Below are 17,277 nucleotides of genomic sequence, written 5' to 3'. Positions count from 1 at the left end.
CAATCGAAGCAAAACTGCGCTCAAGCGAGTAAGGTCTGGGCGCGTTTAAGGCTATGAATTTCGGCAGGATCTTGGGTTACCTCAAGCACATTTTCAATCTGTAATACCAGTGAACGCCACAGAGGCTCGATAATATCCGCCTCTTTTTTATTGGCATTTTGCCGTGCCAGCTTAAGTAAAGCCGCAGATCCAACGACATCAATTCGCCCTAAGATACCGTCGGCCAGTGCCATACTCAGCTCAATCATCGCAGGCACACTGTGGCTATATTTGATCACTTGGCGCAAATAATCCTCAGCTTGAGTCAAATCACTGCCAAAGGCATTGTCATCATTGAGCATATGCTGCGCCCGCGTGAGCATAGCATCGAGTTGTCCTTGCTCGGCAGCTTCGGCCATCCAATGCTCACTGGCAATCATATCTCGAGTACAACCATCTCCATTGGCAAGCATTAATGCTAAATGATACTGGGCATGGGGATAACCTGCTTGTGCTGCTTTGCTTATAAAATGATAGGCTTGAGTTAAGTTCTTTTGCTGGTAATGCAACACTCCTAAATTCGCCATCGCTTCGGTTTGCTCGCCATCTGCAGCACCTTGTAAGTATTGCTGTGCTAACTTGCTGTCGGGTTGAAACGACTCACTGCCTACAAGATAAAAATATCCCAATAACGCCATCGCATTGACCACACCTGCTGCAGCTGCAGTGGCAATGATCTGTTCACCTTTAGCCACTTCTGGCGCGCCTTGATAACCGTGGATCAGTGCTACGCCATGCTCATGTAAGGCTTCCATGTGCTTAGGTGCCGCAAGGGAAAACCAATAGGCCGCTCGGGCAAAACTGTCAGCAGCGCTAATGTGAGAAATGGTATTTAGAGGTGAAACTGTGGATAAATCTTGGCTTGATATAGCTTCGGCTTCAGCCACAAGTTCTTGCTCTTTGAGCAGTTCTTGTTCTTTCAGTATCAAAGCCTTGGTCTTAAACGATATCCCCACCAAATACTGCGCTTGCGGGTCATCTTCCATCACAGCGCGGTAGCACAAGTCCCTCACAGTCATTGCGTCAGTCGCTTCATAACAGTAGTCAGGGGCAACTCGACCTTTAACCTTAGGATACAAGTGCTCGACTAAAGTCAGAACATCTTTAATGGATTTTTGCGCTAGCGCGAGTAATTGTTCTTGGGTGAGATGGTATTTCTCAGGATGAGCACCGCGGTTACCGTCGGCACGCAATCGATGCAGGGCACGAGTGGTCTTCACATCAATCACGCGCCGCTGATTTAGCTGTTCGATCCTATCGTATAAATTCGGACTCGAAAACACGATTTGCTTATCTTGCCCCAGTAACTCTGTAAGTTTATGGGTAAAACTGCGAATGTGTAGCAGCGACTGTGTCGGCACATCCTGCACATAACTTTTCGCCTTGAGGTAATCATCACTCAAGGAGACCGAAAAATCGTGGATAAACTCACTATCCTTAATGACTGTTTTCGTCCCCATGAGTGATTCCCTGCAGGCTGAATTGATGTTGCACTATTCGACGCTTGGCTTTTTCGACACCATATATAAGCGGAACAAAGCGACGTTAACGAATAATCCAATAAAAGACATAAAAGTATCCGCTAACATTTGCACAGGTAATCCGCCCATGGACGCTAACCCAGAAAGCTGGCTACCTATGACGGAGAGTGGTAAATATAACATCAATAATGCAATGGTTTTCAGTACGATAGGGCCACTAAAACTAAAACTACCCTTAATCGCTTCTAGCGGTGTTAAGCGCTCAACCACAACCATAAAGTTCACATAGGCTAAACGCGCAAAGAGATAGAAGCTAATTACCAATCCTACCAGCCACACAGGACCGAAGGCGGCAAACAGCATCACTGGTGCTAAAATCGCTAGACCAGAAAACACCCCAGCCAATAATAATGGTGGAACAAAAGGTAAACTCGCCTTCAACACCACTCCCGCTGAAGGACTATGCCCTTGTGAGCGCAGTTCTAAAAACAGAGTCAAAGCGGCAATTAATACCGAAAAAGTAAGTAGTAACAGCATCATGGCGATCATATGCGGCGCGCCAAACTGTGGGTTTTCTAGATCAACTTTACTCATCTCTATACCAAGCCATAACTGGATCCCCACTTGGATCAAGAGTAATGGGATCGTCAGCATAGCGAGTTGCGCCAGATGATTACGGAAGAAGTTATAGGCTTCTGACAAAATTGCGGATAGTGACATGCGACTTTCCAAATAATTGAAATGAATTAACACTTAGAATTGCCGCTAAGGATACCGAAAATCCCTTGGCAATGCACAGTAGAAATCACCAGTGTGAACCGTAAATCACAGAAAACTACTGCAACAAAAGTGACAAACCCGCTAAACTGTCCAGCGAACTCGTGCGCAAACCATCAAAGGACGCTTCCATATGAAACACACTCTGACCTTCTCTATCCTCCTCAGCACTTGTATTTTAGCGGCGCCCGCCAGTGCAGGCTGGTTAGATAACTTGGCAGGAACTCAAGCCAAAACTGAAAAAGCGACCACTACAGCAGCGGCAACTCAGTCGAATGATTTAGTTGGCAGCGTCATGTCACAATTGGGTTTAAACCAAACTCAAGCCGAAGGTGGCTTAGGCAGTTTATTAGGCTTAGCGCAATCAAGCCTAGGAATAACCGACTACTCAAAACTGGCTGCCAGCATTCCTAATGCCGATAGTTTGCTCGCCGCCGCGCCTAAATTGGACTCAAAATCGGGTGTTTCTGGCTTATTATCCAAAGCGGGTGATTTAGGTTCATCACTGCAAGGCAGTGCTATGGTTTTAGACGCCTTTGAAAAATTGGGCATTTCTAAAGATCTAGCAATGCCAATGATCAACATAGCTAAGTCTTACTTAGATACCAATGGCACTGAAGGCACCTCAGACTTACTGGTGAAAGGTCTGAACTCGCTACTGTAATTCAGTCTTACCTCACCCTAAGCAATACAAGGTTTAGGGTGAACTTTCACTTCCCAATCGACTCTACTTTATATTCCCTCCAGCATGAGAACCGCTAAATATGATTGCGAAATTAAGACGATTTTTTGAAGCTCATACTCAAGCAGTCTCCCCTGAAGACAAGGCACATCAACTTAAACTGGCCGCAGCGAGTATGTTACTTGAAGTCGTGTTTGCCGATGAGACCTTAACGGCAGAGGAAGAAGCCTTATTACCTAAGCTGCTAACCGATACCTTATCAATGTCAGAAGTAGACGCTAAGATACTGATTGATGAAGCTAAAAGCGTACAAGGCAGCGCAACCTCACTCTTTGAATTCACCTCAGCCATTAACGCTGAATTTAGCCTAGCGCAAAAGCAGCAATTGTTGCTCGCAATGTGGCAACTGGCCTACGCCGATGGCCAGCTATCCCAATATGAAGACCAGATCATTCGACGTACCGCCGATTTGTTGCACCTCAAACACAGCGAGTTGATCCAAATGCGTAATCTTGCCATAGCTGCAACCCAACAAACTGGCTAGCCACATCCGCTATTCAGTCAAAGTGCAAATCAACAAAAGCCCATAAAAAAGCGTGAATGCGAAACACCCGTTTCCCATTCACGCGATTGTCTTCTTAAGACTAAATTGATATCGCTCTTTGGCTAAAAATATTTTTACTGCAGCCCTACTCACCAAAAAACTAAGCGAAACAAGCTCCTAAGCTAACGCTTTACCGATCTCATATCCCGAACCGTGTAATTCAGTCAACTTAGTCCTTAGCCCGCCCACCTCCATCTTCAATCCTTTCTTAGTCGCTAATTGAGATAACCAACTGGTTTTTTCATCATCCTCAATCGTATCCCACTCATCTAGAACTTTGTAAGATAAGCATAATAACGCAGCAAGTTTTGAAAATGGGTTTGAATCCTTAGGGTGGTCTTGATACAAAATGCCTTGCACTAACGCTGGTGTAAACTTCCAATTCTTCGCTAGCAATGCGCCAATATCCGGGGAATCATATCCGAGTAACTCGCGCTCAAACTGATGCTTATCTTTACCCTGCGCCACAGCTTCGGCAATTTTCGCCGCATCTTCAGGCGATACTGCCGCAATCAATAGATCGCCAATACGATGCAAGATACCGCAAGTAAAAGCTTCTTCTGGGACAGCACCACAACGCTTTGCCATTTCTTGACTATAAAGCGCAATCTCAAAGGTTTGCCCCCAAAACTGGGCTAAATCTATTCCTTCACACTTAGGGACTGCACCAATCACCGCCGATGCGAGCACTAAGGTTCGTAAGGTTTGCATCCCAAGACGCACAACAGCTTCATCGATAGTACCAACCTCTCGACTACGTCCATAGTGGGCACAGTTAGCAAGGCGTAACACCCTAGCGCTGATTAAGGGATCGTGTGAAACTTTAGTGGCAATGCTTTTTACTGTCGCATTGTCATCATTGACCGCATCTAACAATTCACTGATCGCCTTAGGTAACCTAGGTAACTCATCGACACGATTGAGCAACGCAGCTGAATCCATATTTATTCTCCTTCCGTATGAATGATCAAAATATAGAACACAAGTTATCGCCTCGCTCACCGAGATACATTAAATATCAGTAATGTGCAGTCCTTCGGCAACAAAGTTTGGCGGCCATCAGACTTAAGGTTTACCTCTTTATTTCATGCAATTTAATCGCACTCAATCATATCCAGTTTCGAAATCCACTAAGCCACACAAGAAAGCCCCAAACTCTTATGACAATAAAGAGTTCGGGGCTTTCTTAATTAACCCATCATGTTGATTTAGCCCCAGAGGGTGCGAATATTACTCAGGTAACGCCAAACTTTGTTTGCGACTAATATGGGTCTTTTGCCACCACAAAAATGGTGCGACCACTAAGATCAACACAAGCACATAGGACATACTTGCACCTAGGGCAAAACCTAATACTAAGCAAAACGCACAACCCAGCGCCACCAGCGGCCAATTGTGCCGTGGTAATAACTTAGCGGCAGCGAGCATAGCCATCAAATAGATCACCACAAATACGCCGTTGCTCCATGCGATAAGGTGCTCTAGCTCTTGCCCGGTAAGGTAAGTCAGTACAATCACGCTTGCCATCACAGATAACAGCGCAGCAAGTGCGCGAATAGGTACACCATGAGCATTCTTAACGGCAAAGAAGCGCGGTAAAATGCCTTCACAACTAAAACTCCAGACTAGACGTGCCGCACTGGCCGCATACACGTTAACGGTTGCCAATCCACTTGCAATACCTAACACACCAATCACTTGTGCGCCGTAACCACCGAGCAGTTGGTCAAACACGCCGATCATGGCGACACTTTTATCTGTCGGCACTAATAGCAGTAAAAGTGTACAAGCCACATAAATCACGCCCACCAGCACTGTGCCCATCATCATAGCGGGGATCATATCCTGCTGCGGACGACGAAAATCATCTGCAAGATGGGTCATAGCTTCTATCCCCAAGAAACTCCAAAAAGCGATGCCAGCGGCAATCATCACGGTCGGCATTTCAGGCATACCATGGCTAGCAAGTGTCGTGAGATGACCTTGCTGAAAACTACTCGCACCAAACAAGACCACAACAACGGCGACAATGCAAAGTGTCAGGCCAAATTGCAGCTTAGCCGACACTTGGATGCCTCTTAAATTAATCAGAAACAAGCCAAAAATCACGAGTATTTCAACACCAACCTTGGACCAACCCGATATCGGTATTAAGGCATTCACAAACTGGAAGGTCATCAAAATCGCGGCCGGCGCCCCCATGGGCACAACCAGTAAAAAGATCAGTCCAATTGTTCGACCAGCAGTGCGACCAAAGGCTTTTTCGACAAAGTAAGCGGGACCTGCGGCATGGGGAAATACACTCGCTAAACGACCAAAGACCAGTGCTACAGGAATAATGGCCAAGGTCAACAAGATCCACGCGACTAAGGCGCCAGAATGCGCTTTTTCAATAGTCATCTGAGGCAAAATAAATACCCCTGTACCGAGCAAAGTGGTCGCCATTAAACCCGCACCTTGCCAACGACCTATAGTTCCGCTATTTGAATTCATCTGTTAATATTCTGTGGTTTTTGAGCTGTCAGTATAATGAGATTTCGCCCTACAATCTGCCGTTAATTTCAGTGTTCTCCACGTCCAATACCGGCAAAATCGCGGCAAATAACGTTATTTCCATCAAAATGACGGTCAGTTTAAGATTTGATGCAATTTTAATCCAAAATACTTAGCGAATTCTGTGGTTATTCAAACCAATGGCTAAATAACACACAGATTCAATATAGCCATTTTCACAGGAGTCACCCTTGGATAAATTCGATACGGCCATCATTCATAGTTTGCGTCAGGATGCGCGCCAGAGCGTGTCGAATATCGCCGAACAGGTCAATCTATCCCGTAGTGCGGTTGCCGAGCGCATAAAAAAGCTCGAACAAACTGGAGTGATCCGTGGCTATCAAGTGCTCTTGAGTGAGTCGCAAAAAGAAGGAGTATCGGCTTATTTCGAAATCCAGCATCAATGTCCACGTTGCGCCGACGTGGTACACGTATTCCAAGCGATTCCCGAAGTGATTACCTGCCGTGGTATTTCTGGTGATATGGATTTACTCGTGTACGTGCATGCGCCCTCGATGCGCCGCCTGCATGAGATCCGTGAGTATATCGACACTCACACTGACATCATCAAGATCAAAACCCATGTGGTAATGAGTGAATGGATTAATAACCTCGGCGAGTAAATCGTGCCTCCCTAAAACAAGAAACGCCACCCTTAGGAATAAGGTGGCGAGGCCCGTTTGGAGGCAGGGCAAAATATTGAAGTGTAAAATATGGCATCCTTGCCCAGCGACCTCCCTGTTACACAACCAACCGCGGCTAGACTTAACCCTTGAGAGCTCAGCCAGCGCCGCAAGGGCCTCATCTACAATGTTTTCCTTTGACATTGTTTCCGCGATCCGTCGATTCCATTGATTATTATGATTTTTTCGTCATTAATTAACGGTACGCCTTAAGCTATCGTCATTTGTCCTGTATAGAGTATGAAGTTACGTAGCAGTAGTACCCCGATCAAGCTCAAGCAAGCCGTCCCCGCCACATAGGCCCATTTCCGTTTAGATGTCGCCGTCATAAACAGATTCATCGCCAATGGTCCCGACAAACCGAGTCCAATAATACCAAGCCAGAAAATCCATCCCCAGAAGCCATACCCTAAGGCATTAAAGGCGGCTATTTTACTCTGTCCACCTGTTAGCACTAAGCCCATAAAGAAGGTAAAAATCAGCACGATTTCGACTAAAATCAGTGGGATTTCAACCTTGTGGATAAAGTGCACCTCTTTGTCATTAGGTTTGCCATTCATCAACACGCCACCGAGTAAAGATGATGCCGCACCGGAAGACAAACCAGATGCCAAAAACAGCAGAGGTAACACAGGGTTTTTAAGCATGGGATAGCCTGGCAAGGCCGAGAGCAGGAAGCCTGTGTACGCGCCCAATGCCAAGGATAGAATCACGAGCAATCCTGTAATTGTCGCTTCAAATCGAGCCAATAATGCGGTCAACTTAAGCACAATAGGAAAGCGTGTTTCACACCAAGCATCAACAGGTTTACGGAAGGTCAAACCAATCCACATAAACATAAATACTTGGTAAATCAGCAGAATAAGCACGCCCATCGACATGACAGATTTAGGGTTGTAGAACACCAAAATCTTCCAAAAATCGAGAGGTTTAGTTAAGTCTGCGACCAATATCCCTAACCCGGCCATCACAGCTACAGGCGCGACGATACAAGCGGCTCGTACAAAACCAGACTGATAGGCGTTTTGCTTCAAAACAAAATGTTTCAACAGTACGGCGAAGAACATGGCTCCCGCAGATACACCTGCTAAAAACAGGTAAATTGCAATCGGCCAATGCCACACTAAGGTATCAAAATGTAGGGCACTCATAGTATCACCTCCCCTGATTTTGCAACGATACGGAACAATTTAGGTCTCGTTCCAAGATCAACCTTAGTGCGCTGGGTTGGATTAGACCGCAGAACTTGAACAACCTCAGAAGTCGGATCTTTTAAATTACCGAACACGAGTGCCTTTGTTGGGCAAGCAGCAACACAGGCAGGTTGTTTACCTTGAGCTAGGTTAGTTTCTCGGCAGAAATCACACTTATCCGCCGCATGGGTGACAGGATTAATAAAACGGACTTGATAAGGACAAGCTGCAATACAGTATTGGCAACCTACGCATTTCCATGCATCGACAGAAACGATACCCGTTTCTTTATCAATAAATGCAGCTCCAGTTGGACATACATTTACACAGGGTGCGTCTTCACAATGCTGACAAGACTTGCGACTAAAATGATAAAACTGATTAGGGTATTCGCCAAAGGGACCCGCTTGCTTAATTTGAAGCCTAGACACACCTTCGGGTACATTATTCACTTCACGACAAGCCACCTCACACGCTTGGCAACCTATACACTTAGTTTCATCATGAATAAGTGCATATTTGACATCAGGTTCTGCTTTAACACTATCCGATGCATTCACTGTGGCGAGTAATGATGCACCTGTAGCGCCGGCAAATAAGGCACAGGTGCCTTTTAGAAATCTTCTTTTTGAATTTTCCATAACCTTACTCCTGCTTGCCAGTGTGGCAACTGCTACATAGCTCACTGCGAACCTTCGGCGTCATATCTGCCATTGGATCCGTTGGGCTATGTAATTTATGGCAGGCGGCACAAGGCACTTTTTGAGCATGTACGTTATGCGTCCAATCTGCTCCACTGAGTTTTTTCTTGGTATGACACTTCTGACACACTCTCAGCTGAACCGTCAGATCCGACGATTCTTCCATACCAAAGACCACCATATCATTCGGTTTCTTAGGGTGGTCGCCCTTTTCTCCATGACAGGAAGAACAGCTCATTTTCATCGCATCTTGACCATGATGCCCTAACATTTGACCATTACGCTTGTGACACTTCATACAAGCATCACTGTTAATTTGATTGGCTGGCTCAGCACTCATTGCAGAAAAGCTTAAAAGCAACGCAGCAGCACCTAAGCGTAACGACCACAGCCATTGTCTTTTGGACATAGGAAGTCCTCACATTTATCCGTAGGAAGGTAAAGAAGGGGTCGAGTTCGGATAATTCCGAACCCGACGGTCAAGATCACACAGCCAAGGCTTGCTTAAGACTCTGAGTATCCCACTGCTTATGCTGGTTCATTTCAATGAAACTGATATTGAACTTGCTAAACAGTTTTTTCAGTGGTGAGTTAGTTTCTTTGCCAAAATCACTGATCACCATTTTCACTTCAGATGAATCATGGTCGATCAATACATAATCGAGTCGGCATTCATGATTTAATTCCGTATCATGTTTGTCCATCTCAAATACAGTGTCTAATGGCACGTTACAACAAACATCGTATTTACCTTCAACAACTGTTTTTAATGATTTAAAAAAATTGAAGCTTTGTTTATCAAACAATACTGGTTTAAGTTTCATCTCATGATGTGCGGCTTCATCAGGACCTGCTTTAAAAAACTTAATGCAAGTCATGACAAACATCACAAACACGAATGGTACTGCTACGAATAGTACGAAGTACATAAACGCATAGCTGAAAATGACTGAAGTATTCATACACGCCTCCAAAAACTAATTTATTTTTTGTTATCTCCTTTAAAGCAACTTTAGTATTATTTTAAAACACTTATTTTTTCTTGATGCATGTCACACTTGCAAACAACAACTTAAATATAAACAATGATTTACATTGCGCGTCACATTGCAAAATTATGTAAATCTTAAATACAAATATTGATACTTGATAATTCAGCATTTGCATTTTAAATATGTAAATATTAGTTTTTGAAATTTTAAATTTTATGAAAAACCATTTTAAACATTAAAAATAAAACAAAAAAACCTTTGATACACATAGATAAAATCTAGATCCAAAACTTGGGATTAGTTTCACATTAAAATTATTAATTAGCACCATAATTAGGCGTTGATTTAAGTATTTGCTCAATATTAAGGAATATAAAAAATGCACATTAGTAACATGGATGGCCTCGATATTCTGAGTTTAAAAATACTTGTTTCATTATATGAGAACAAGTCAGCAACCTATGTATCGAAAGCGCTAGACATTCCAGCTCCTAAAATCAGCCGTAGCCTTAAAAATCTACGGGAAATTTTTGGTGATGAGTTATTTATCCGTCGTAAATATGGCTTATTCCCAAATGAGTTTGCTACTCATTTATATCCAATTGCAAAAGAAGCAATTGAGTGTACTGATAAGTTTCAAAAAGCCAGAATAGCAAACACTCGCCAAGTTAAGACGCATGTCGAAATAGCAGCGCCAGGATTAATTGCCTACACCTTCCCTAAGGCCTTGATGCAGGCTATTAAAGAAGAGCAAAAACCCATGCACATTAATATAAACCCTTGGTCTATGCATACGACTCAAGACATTATTAATGGTGATACAACCCTAGGTATTTGTTGCAATAAAAGTGCTGCCGATGTTGCCGCCTTCGGCGATAAACTGCTAACGACAGAATTGCAACGTATGGACAAACTCTACCTGATTGCTAGCAGGCATCATCCTATTTTTAAACGGGAAATCACCCTAGAAACGATTGCGGAATACCCCTATGTCAATACGGATCTTGGTAATCCCAGCACCAAATTGAGTCCATACCAAGAGTTTTGCATAACGAATGGCATTAAACTCAATACTGAAATTACCATTACCAGTATTTCAAGTTTGTTTGAATATCTAGGCGAAAGTAATGCAGTCTCCCTATTGCCTTATCGGATAGTTTACGAAATGGTGAGCGATATTCCTGAACTGCATACGTGTCAACTATCGCAGTATGAAGCAGAACGTTTATATGCAGATACAGAAACCCCAACGATTTTCTTAGTGCAAAAAAATCAGCCTAATGCAATCAATGAGGACTTAAAATGGTTAAGCGGAGAGATTAAGAAAATCGTCGATCGTATTATCTAGCCAAGCAATAGCTCAACATATCCAAACAACAAACCACCGATACACGAGGTGACAGGCATCCTCTGCCTTAGCTTAGGCTCCACCTCAGCCCCCATGCGATCCACTCGAGAATTGTTAAACCAAGCATACATCTTGGAGCATAAACACGTTACACTAAGCCCATCTTTATCCTAATAGATTCAGCTATGCGGACCGAAAATACAGCCACTCTTAATCTTATTTGGGGCGCCCTTATTCTTGAGGAGTTAGCACGTCTTGGCGTGCAACATGTGTGTATGGCGCCGGGCTCGCGCTCAACACCGTTAACCCTCGCCGCCGCCCAGCAAACTAAACTCCAGCGTCACTTACATTTCGACGAGCGTGGGCTCGGCTTTATGGCCTTAGGTCTAGCCAAAGCCAGCCGCGCACCGGTCGCCATCATTACGACCTCAGGCACAGCAGTCGCCAACTTGTACCCTGCCATTGTGGAGGCGTGGCTGACCCATGTACCTTTAATCGTCTTAAGTGGCGATCGTCCGCCAGAATTACTCGGCTGCGGTGCTAATCAAGCCATAGTCCAACCGGGAATTTTTGCGAATTACGCCACTCAAGTGAATTTGCCAACACCGGATACACATATCGCACCGCAGGCGTTGCTTACCACAGTGGATGAAGCAGTGGCGAATCAAACTCGTCCAGTGCACATCAACTGCATGTACCGTGAGCCCTTGTATCCGAGTGAACTCGGTGGCGCGATTCTCGATGCCGAATCACCTTACCTCAAACCATTGCAAACTTGGCTGCAGCTCGCACGCCCGTATACCCAATACGGTAAGAGCAAACAGGTGAGCAGCCCAAGTGACGATGCCATTATGCGGTTCGTCCACGGTAAAGGGGTAATCGTTGTCGGTACTCTCACGCCTGAACAAGATCCACAACAGCTCATTGCCCTATCGCAAAAAATCGGCTGGCCATTACTTACCGATGCCCAGTCGCAACTGCGTCAGCATCCCGCAGCGATAGGTAATATTGATCAACTGTTGCAACATCCAAAGGCGCGCAATCTATTGCAGGAAGCGGATCGTGTACTCGTATTCGGCGGCCGTTTATTATCAAAACGCTTGATAGGCTATCTCGCCGAGCAAAATTGGCACAGCTATTGGCAGGTTTTACCAGAACAAGACAGGCTTGACCCTAGCCACAATGCTAAACACATTTGGCACGCGAATGCACAGCAGTTTGCGGCCTTAAATTGGTATCGCTCATCCTCGGCAAACTGGGCGAATACCCTAATCACCTATAACGATGAATTGCATAACTTATTTGTGCGCAATATCGACCAAGGGGAATTTGGTGAAGCACAAGTTGTGCGGGCCATCGCCAATACTCGTCCGCTAGAACAACAGCTTTTTATCGGCAACAGCCTGCCTGTACGCTTATACGACATGTATGCCCCTGTCAGTTGTTGTACGGCAACCACTTATACTAATCGTGGCGCATCGGGTATTGACGGACTACTCGCCACCGCCTGCGGTATTGCGGCCCATGAAGGCAAACCCACGAGTTTAATCATCGGTGATTTATCACAACTGCACGATCTTAACTCGCTGGCCATCGCTAAAGGCTTAACCAGCCCGCTGGTGATCGTGATCCTCAATAACGATGGCGGTAACATCTTTAACTTATTGCCCGTTCCCAATGAACAAGTCCGTAGCGATTATTATCGACTCAGCCACGGTTTAGAATTTGGCTACGCCGCAGCTATGTTTAATTTGCCCTATAATCAAGTGGATAATTTAGCCGATTTTCAAGATAGCTATAATGAAGCGCTGGATTTTCAGGGGGCTTCGATCATTGAAGTCAATGTAAGTCAAACACAAGCCAGCGACCAAATCGCCGAGCTCAACTTGTGGGTGAAACAAAGCTAATGCCAACCATGGCCCGTTACGGCAATTCTTCACTACCGACCTTAGTGCTACTGCATGGATTTTTAGGCACTAAGACCGACTGGTTGCCGTTAATACCAGCGCTAAGCCAGCACTTTCACTGTATTTGCTTAGATCTTCCGGGCCACGGGGATAACCAAAGGGAGTTGAAGCTAACCGAATTAGATGGATTTAACCAATGTGTTGAAGATGTGTTGGCACACCTGAATGGCCTTCATATTGGTCAATTCCATCTCTATGGTTATTCTCTAGGTGGCCGTATTGCTCTGCACCTTGCCAAAGCCTATCCAGAAAGACTTCTGAGCCTAAACCTCGAATCCTGCCATCCTGGACTTACAGACCCGCAAGAAAAACTTGCCAGAATCAAAAATGATACTCAGTGGGCCGAGCGTTTACTGCATCTGAATAGCAAAGACTTTTTAAGCTTGTGGTATCAGCAGCCCGTATTTGCCGATATGACGGCTACCAAACGAAAAACCTTAATCGAGCATCGTTCTGCAGCATTAGATCTGCATCCGAAACAGCGGCTGAAAGAGGTATTCATAGCCACCTCACTCGCACACCAAGCATCGATGTGGGATGTACCTTTGCAGCTTACCTGTGAGTGCCATTTCTTTGCGGGCAACCAAGATGCTAAGTTCCACGCCCTCGCCCAAGAGTGGCAATTACACGCGCCCATCCTCGTCCATAGTATTCACGGCGCCGGCCACAACATACACCAAGCTGCTCCCGAGGCATTAACCTCAAAAATAGTGAAGTTGCTAGGGTAATGACAGAATTAAAATGTAGGAAATATATGATATTAACTTCGCTTAACCTGTATCAATATCGACTACCGCTCGACGTATTATTGCCCGTCGGCAAGCAACGTATCGATCACAGAGCGGGATTAGTATTACAAGCCAGTGCTAATGTTGGTGGCGAGCATAGACAAGTCGAAGTTGAAATTGCCCCACTCTCTGGCATAGATGTCGATGAACAAGCCTTGATGGGGTTCAGCCGTGAAACACTCACTCAAGTGCAAACGGCTTTGACTGGATTATTACCCCAACTCTGCGGTCAGCATATTGATACATTGCTGGAATGCGCCGAGCAAAGCACTTACCCTTCTTTGGCCTTTGGTTTAAGTCTGTTACATGCCAAGTTAATGGGCAAACTCGATGCCATCCGTCCACAAACGGCCACAGTCCCTTTGATTTATCATCCAACGGATGCCAGCAAAGACTTGCTCGATAGCAAAATTGCCGCCCTTGGCAGGAATGTTCGCTCGGTTAAAGTCAAAGTCGCGCAAACTTCAATCGAAGATGAACTAAGCCTGATTTATGGCATTTTACGTACCCGCCCCGATCTCAAATTGCGTTTGGATGCGAACCGAGGGTTTACACTTGAGCAAGCAATCAAATTTGCCGCTTGCTTGCCCCTAGAGACCATAGAGTACATTGAGGAACCTTGCCTGAATCCTCATGATAATCATGAATTTTATCAAGCAATTGGTATACCCTACGCCCTCGATGAATCGCTCAACGATCCGGAATACCAGTTTGTAATGCAAAATGGTCTGACTGCGCTTGTCATCAAACCTATGCTGCTCGGCAGTATCGAAAAGCTAGCTAATTTAATCGATACGGCACAAAGCTATGGTGTACGTTGCATTATCAGTTCGAGTCTAGAGAGCAGTTTAGGCATTAATGATCTGGCCCATTTAGCCGCGATTCTCACTCCGGATGAAATCCCTGGGCTCGATACCCTCAGCGCCTTTAGCCAAGATTTAATCGTGTCATCGGGTAAAAAATACTGCCTCACACTCGCGCAACTTGAGCCAATTGCACTGCACGCCATTGATTCAATGCAACAAAATGATGATACAGCCAAAAGTGAGGGAAACGAGTTTGTCTAATGCCAGCCTATCAAAACCGCTTGCACTGTCACCCGTGCACCAAGCCGCGCTTGCGTTTCCACAGCAGACAGCCATCAAGTTGGCGGGGCAAGACATTAATTACTCAGAGCTTAGCCAGCGCGTTATCGCACTGGCTCAGCAGCTAAGCGCTTCGGGGATCTCAAAGGGGGAACCGCTCGCCTGTATTGCTAGCAATAATCTCGAGATGATTTGTCTCTATTGGGCCTGCATCGATATAGGAGTAATCTTTTTTCCTATCTCGCCACGTTTTCCCCTCGCGCAGATCCAAGACTTAATTAATGAACATCAGATCCGCTATGTTTGGAGTGCTGAGGTTTGTGAACCACAGAATTGCCATCACTTGCGCTTAAATTTCAATCGCGTTAGCAGTGACTTAGCCCTGCCTGTCGACTTTACTCGTCAAGCTAATGTGATTTTAACTTCAGGCTCTAGTGGCTTTCCCAAAGCGGCGGTGCATTGCTTAGCGAATCATATTGCCAATGCCGAAGGTGCCCGCAGCTTAATCCCACTCGAACAAGGTGATGCTTGGCTACTCTCCTTGCCCTTATTCCATATTGGCGGTCTTGCGATATTAAACCGCTGTGCCTTAGTCGGTGCCAGTGTTGTCCTGCCAGATCAAGCGCTTAGCCTTGGTCAGCAGATTGACCAAGATCAGTTGACTCACATATCTCTCGTTCCCACACAACTGAGCAAGTTACTTGCCGATACGAGCAGCAAGCTTAAAAGTATCAAAGCTTTATTACTTGGTGGCGGCGCAGTCTCAATCGACTTACTCGAACAACTTAAGCAACGCAATATCGCCAGTTACACCAGTTACGGCATGACGGAAATGGGCTCGCAGATCACCACAGGTCACGCTTTAAGCGACGGTAGCAGTGGCAAATTACTCCCCAAGCGTGAGCTTAAAATCGAAAACGGTGTGATTTTGGTGCGCGGCGAATGTCTGTTTATGGGCTATCTCACCGCGGATGGAATACAAAAGTGCGTTGAACAAGATGGCTGGTTTTACACCAAAGACAAGGGCGAGTGGGACGAAAATGGTAATCTTCGCATTCTTGGTCGCGTCGATAATATGTTTATCTGCGGCGGCGAAAACATCCAGCCAGAAGAAATCGAAGCCGCACTTAAACAGCACCCACAAATAGACGATGCTATCGTTTTCGCCATCCCCGATGCACAATTTGGCAATCTCCCCGCCGCTATCATTCGCGGCAGTTTAACTCATCTCACAGAGTCGATTGCAAGTGAACTCGAATTGTTCCTCGCCGACAAAATCGCCCGCTTCAAACGCCCAAGACAGTATTATGTATGGCCAGAAAATCATGAGCAGGCAGGGCTGAAAGTAAATAGAAAAGCCTTGATAGCTAATCTTGTTAAACACTGATTTATCATCAACGTCATCAAGCCAAATTTCACCCATAAAAAAACCTGCCGCAGCAGGTTTTTTTATGGTTAAGTTACAATCATTTTACACGTGATGTGACTTAGGCTTCCATACAAGCTTTTAGCTTGTTCATGGCATTTTTCTCAAGTTGGCGAATACGTTCGGCCGACACTTGATAAGTCTCTGCAAGTTCTTGCAGTGTGGTTTTATCGTCATCTAACCAACGGGCACGCAGAATATGCTGGCTGCGTTCGTCTAAGGTCTTGATGGCAGACAATAAACGACCTTGGGCATTCGATTCCCAGTTATCGTTTTCGATATTTTCCGCTAAATCCGATGAATGATCTTCCAAATAATGGACTGGGGCAAAATCATGCTCCTCGTCTTGATCATTGGTTAAATCAAATGCAGGATCTTGCGCTGCCATACGTGATTCCATTTCGGTCACATCGGCCTTAGACACACCTAAATTTTCAGCCACCATAGTGACTTCTGCATCGCTGAACCAACCTAAGCGTTTTTTCGCTTTACGGATGTTAAAGAACAACTTACGTTGTGCTTTAGTGGTCGCGACTTTAACAATGCGCCAGTTTTTCAGCACATATTCATGAATTTCAGCTTTGATCCAGTGCACAGCAAAAGACACAAGACGCACGCCAACATCGGGATCGAAGCGTTTAACCGCTTTCATCAAGCCTATGTTGCCTTCTTGGATAAGGTCTGCCTGTGGCAAACCATAGCCTGAATAGCCTTTAGCAACGTGCACTACAAAACGTAAGTGCGACATAATCAGTTGCTTCGCAGCTTGTAGATCACCAGTTTCCTGTAAACGCTTGGCTAACTCATACTCAGCCTCAGCGTCCAGCATGCTGATGCTAGTCACTGAATGGATATAAGCTTCTAGACTACTGGCGCCCTGTGGGACAGTCAGTGCCATTGATTGCGTTTGAAAGGTCATTCGCTCTCCTACATTTATCAGACTACTTAACGAGTGCAT

Annotated in this window: 17 protein-coding genes; 8 read left to right on the top strand and 9 right to left on the bottom strand. The window is 45.3% G+C overall.

Annotated elements, in window-relative coordinates:
- Positions 1-20 precede the first annotated feature (20 nt).
- Both AAA952_RS04880 and AAA952_RS04875 read right to left on the bottom strand, forming a co-directional pair.
- Positions 21-1,499: a DUF4145 domain-containing protein gene (locus tag AAA952_RS04880; RefSeq protein ID WP_338254921.1), complete on the bottom strand. Its 1,479-nt coding sequence runs from the start codon at positions 1,497-1,499 to the stop codon at positions 21-23.
- Positions 1,500-1,532: 33 nt separating this feature from the next.
- The gene (locus tag AAA952_RS04875; protein WP_105250588.1) at positions 1,533-2,240 is read right to left on the bottom strand and encodes a hypothetical protein; all 708 of its coding nucleotides are present in this window, start codon (positions 2,238-2,240) and stop codon (positions 1,533-1,535) included.
- 190 nt (positions 2,241-2,430) lie between these two features.
- Between AAA952_RS04875 and AAA952_RS04870 the strand changes: the two genes are divergently transcribed.
- Both AAA952_RS04870 and AAA952_RS04865 read left to right on the top strand, forming a co-directional pair.
- On the top strand, positions 2,431-2,961 hold the full coding sequence (locus AAA952_RS04870) for a DUF2780 domain-containing protein (RefSeq protein ID WP_338254918.1): 531 nt from the start codon (positions 2,431-2,433) through the stop codon (positions 2,959-2,961).
- A gap of 100 nt (positions 2,962-3,061) precedes the next feature.
- Positions 3,062-3,523: a tellurite resistance TerB family protein gene (locus AAA952_RS04865; protein ID WP_105250590.1), complete on the top strand. Its 462-nt coding sequence runs from the start codon at positions 3,062-3,064 to the stop codon at positions 3,521-3,523.
- Positions 3,524-3,700: 177 nt separating this feature from the next.
- Here AAA952_RS04865 and AAA952_RS04860 read toward each other — a convergent pair whose 3' ends face one another.
- Positions 3,701-4,525, bottom strand: coding sequence for an HDOD domain-containing protein (locus AAA952_RS04860; RefSeq protein WP_338254915.1), 825 nt, complete (start codon positions 4,523-4,525; stop codon positions 3,701-3,703).
- A gap of 288 nt (positions 4,526-4,813) precedes the next feature.
- Entirely contained in the window at positions 4,814-6,076 is a 1,263-nt protein-coding gene (yjeH, locus tag AAA952_RS04855; protein WP_113940284.1) for an L-methionine/branched-chain amino acid transporter, read from the bottom strand.
- A 251-nt stretch (positions 6,077-6,327) separates the two neighbouring features.
- Here yjeH and AAA952_RS04850 point away from each other — a divergent pair, with 251 nt between their 5' ends.
- A complete protein-coding gene (locus AAA952_RS04850; RefSeq protein ID WP_006079646.1) occupies positions 6,328-6,759 on the top strand; it encodes an Lrp/AsnC family transcriptional regulator in 432 nt (143 codons plus the stop codon).
- A 269-nt stretch (positions 6,760-7,028) separates the two neighbouring features.
- On the opposite strand, the gene nrfD is transcribed toward AAA952_RS04850, so the two are convergent.
- The 4 genes from nrfD to AAA952_RS04830 form a co-directional block, all read right to left on the bottom strand.
- Positions 7,029-7,970 carry a cytochrome c nitrite reductase subunit NrfD gene (gene nrfD / locus AAA952_RS04845; RefSeq protein ID WP_105250593.1) on the bottom strand — a complete coding sequence of 314 codons (942 nt, stop codon included), beginning with the start codon at positions 7,968-7,970 and terminating at the stop codon, positions 7,029-7,031.
- Complete coding sequence (locus tag AAA952_RS04840) at positions 7,967-8,653, bottom strand: 4Fe-4S dicluster domain-containing protein (RefSeq protein WP_105250594.1); 687 nt, start codon at positions 8,651-8,653, stop codon at positions 7,967-7,969. Before AAA952_RS04840 ends, nrfD begins: the two co-directional genes overlap by 4 nt.
- 4 nt (positions 8,654-8,657) lie before the next feature.
- Positions 8,658-9,122, bottom strand: a complete 465-nt coding sequence (locus AAA952_RS04835) for a cytochrome c3 family protein (RefSeq protein WP_105250595.1) — start codon at positions 9,120-9,122, stop codon at positions 8,658-8,660.
- A 76-nt stretch (positions 9,123-9,198) separates the two neighbouring features.
- Positions 9,199-9,675 carry a hypothetical protein gene (locus AAA952_RS04830; protein WP_263208737.1) on the bottom strand — a complete coding sequence of 159 codons (477 nt, stop codon included), beginning with the start codon at positions 9,673-9,675 and terminating at the stop codon, positions 9,199-9,201.
- Between the two features lie 409 nt (positions 9,676-10,084).
- Here AAA952_RS04830 and AAA952_RS04825 point away from each other — a divergent pair, with 409 nt between their 5' ends.
- The 5 genes from AAA952_RS04825 to menE all read left to right on the top strand — a co-directional run bounded on the left by AAA952_RS04825 (position 10,085) and on the right by menE (position 16,280).
- Entirely contained in the window at positions 10,085-11,053 is a 969-nt protein-coding gene (locus tag AAA952_RS04825; protein WP_105250597.1) for a LysR family transcriptional regulator, read from the top strand.
- A 185-nt stretch (positions 11,054-11,238) separates the two neighbouring features.
- Positions 11,239-12,960 (top strand): 2-succinyl-5-enolpyruvyl-6-hydroxy-3-cyclohexene-1-carboxylic-acid synthase, encoded by a 1,722-nt coding sequence (gene menD, locus AAA952_RS04820; RefSeq protein ID WP_338254902.1) that lies wholly within the window; start codon positions 11,239-11,241, stop codon positions 12,958-12,960.
- On the top strand, positions 12,960-13,748 hold the full coding sequence (gene menH, locus AAA952_RS04815) for a 2-succinyl-6-hydroxy-2,4-cyclohexadiene-1-carboxylate synthase (protein WP_338254901.1): 789 nt from the start codon (positions 12,960-12,962) through the stop codon (positions 13,746-13,748). The genes menD and menH overlap by 1 nt, the downstream gene beginning before the upstream one ends.
- Before the next feature lie 26 nt (positions 13,749-13,774).
- The gene (menC, locus tag AAA952_RS04810; RefSeq protein WP_338254900.1) at positions 13,775-14,875 is read left to right on the top strand and encodes an o-succinylbenzoate synthase; all 1,101 of its coding nucleotides are present in this window, start codon (positions 13,775-13,777) and stop codon (positions 14,873-14,875) included.
- Positions 14,838-16,280: an o-succinylbenzoate--CoA ligase gene (gene menE, locus AAA952_RS04805; RefSeq protein ID WP_445190371.1), complete on the top strand. Its 1,443-nt coding sequence runs from the start codon at positions 14,838-14,840 to the stop codon at positions 16,278-16,280. The genes menC and menE overlap by 38 nt, the downstream gene beginning before the upstream one ends.
- A 100-nt stretch (positions 16,281-16,380) precedes the next feature.
- Here menE and rpoH read toward each other — a convergent pair whose 3' ends face one another.
- Complete coding sequence (gene rpoH, locus AAA952_RS04800) at positions 16,381-17,238, bottom strand: RNA polymerase sigma factor RpoH (RefSeq protein ID WP_006079635.1); 858 nt, start codon at positions 17,236-17,238, stop codon at positions 16,381-16,383.
- Between the last annotated feature and the right edge of the window lie 39 nt (positions 17,239-17,277).

Origin of the sequence: Shewanella sp. M-Br, assembly GCF_036245925.1 — a bacterium.
In the GTDB taxonomy this organism is placed as follows: domain Bacteria; phylum Pseudomonadota; class Gammaproteobacteria; order Enterobacterales; family Shewanellaceae; genus Shewanella; species Shewanella oncorhynchi.
This window is presented reverse-complemented; position numbering and strand designations above follow the sequence as displayed.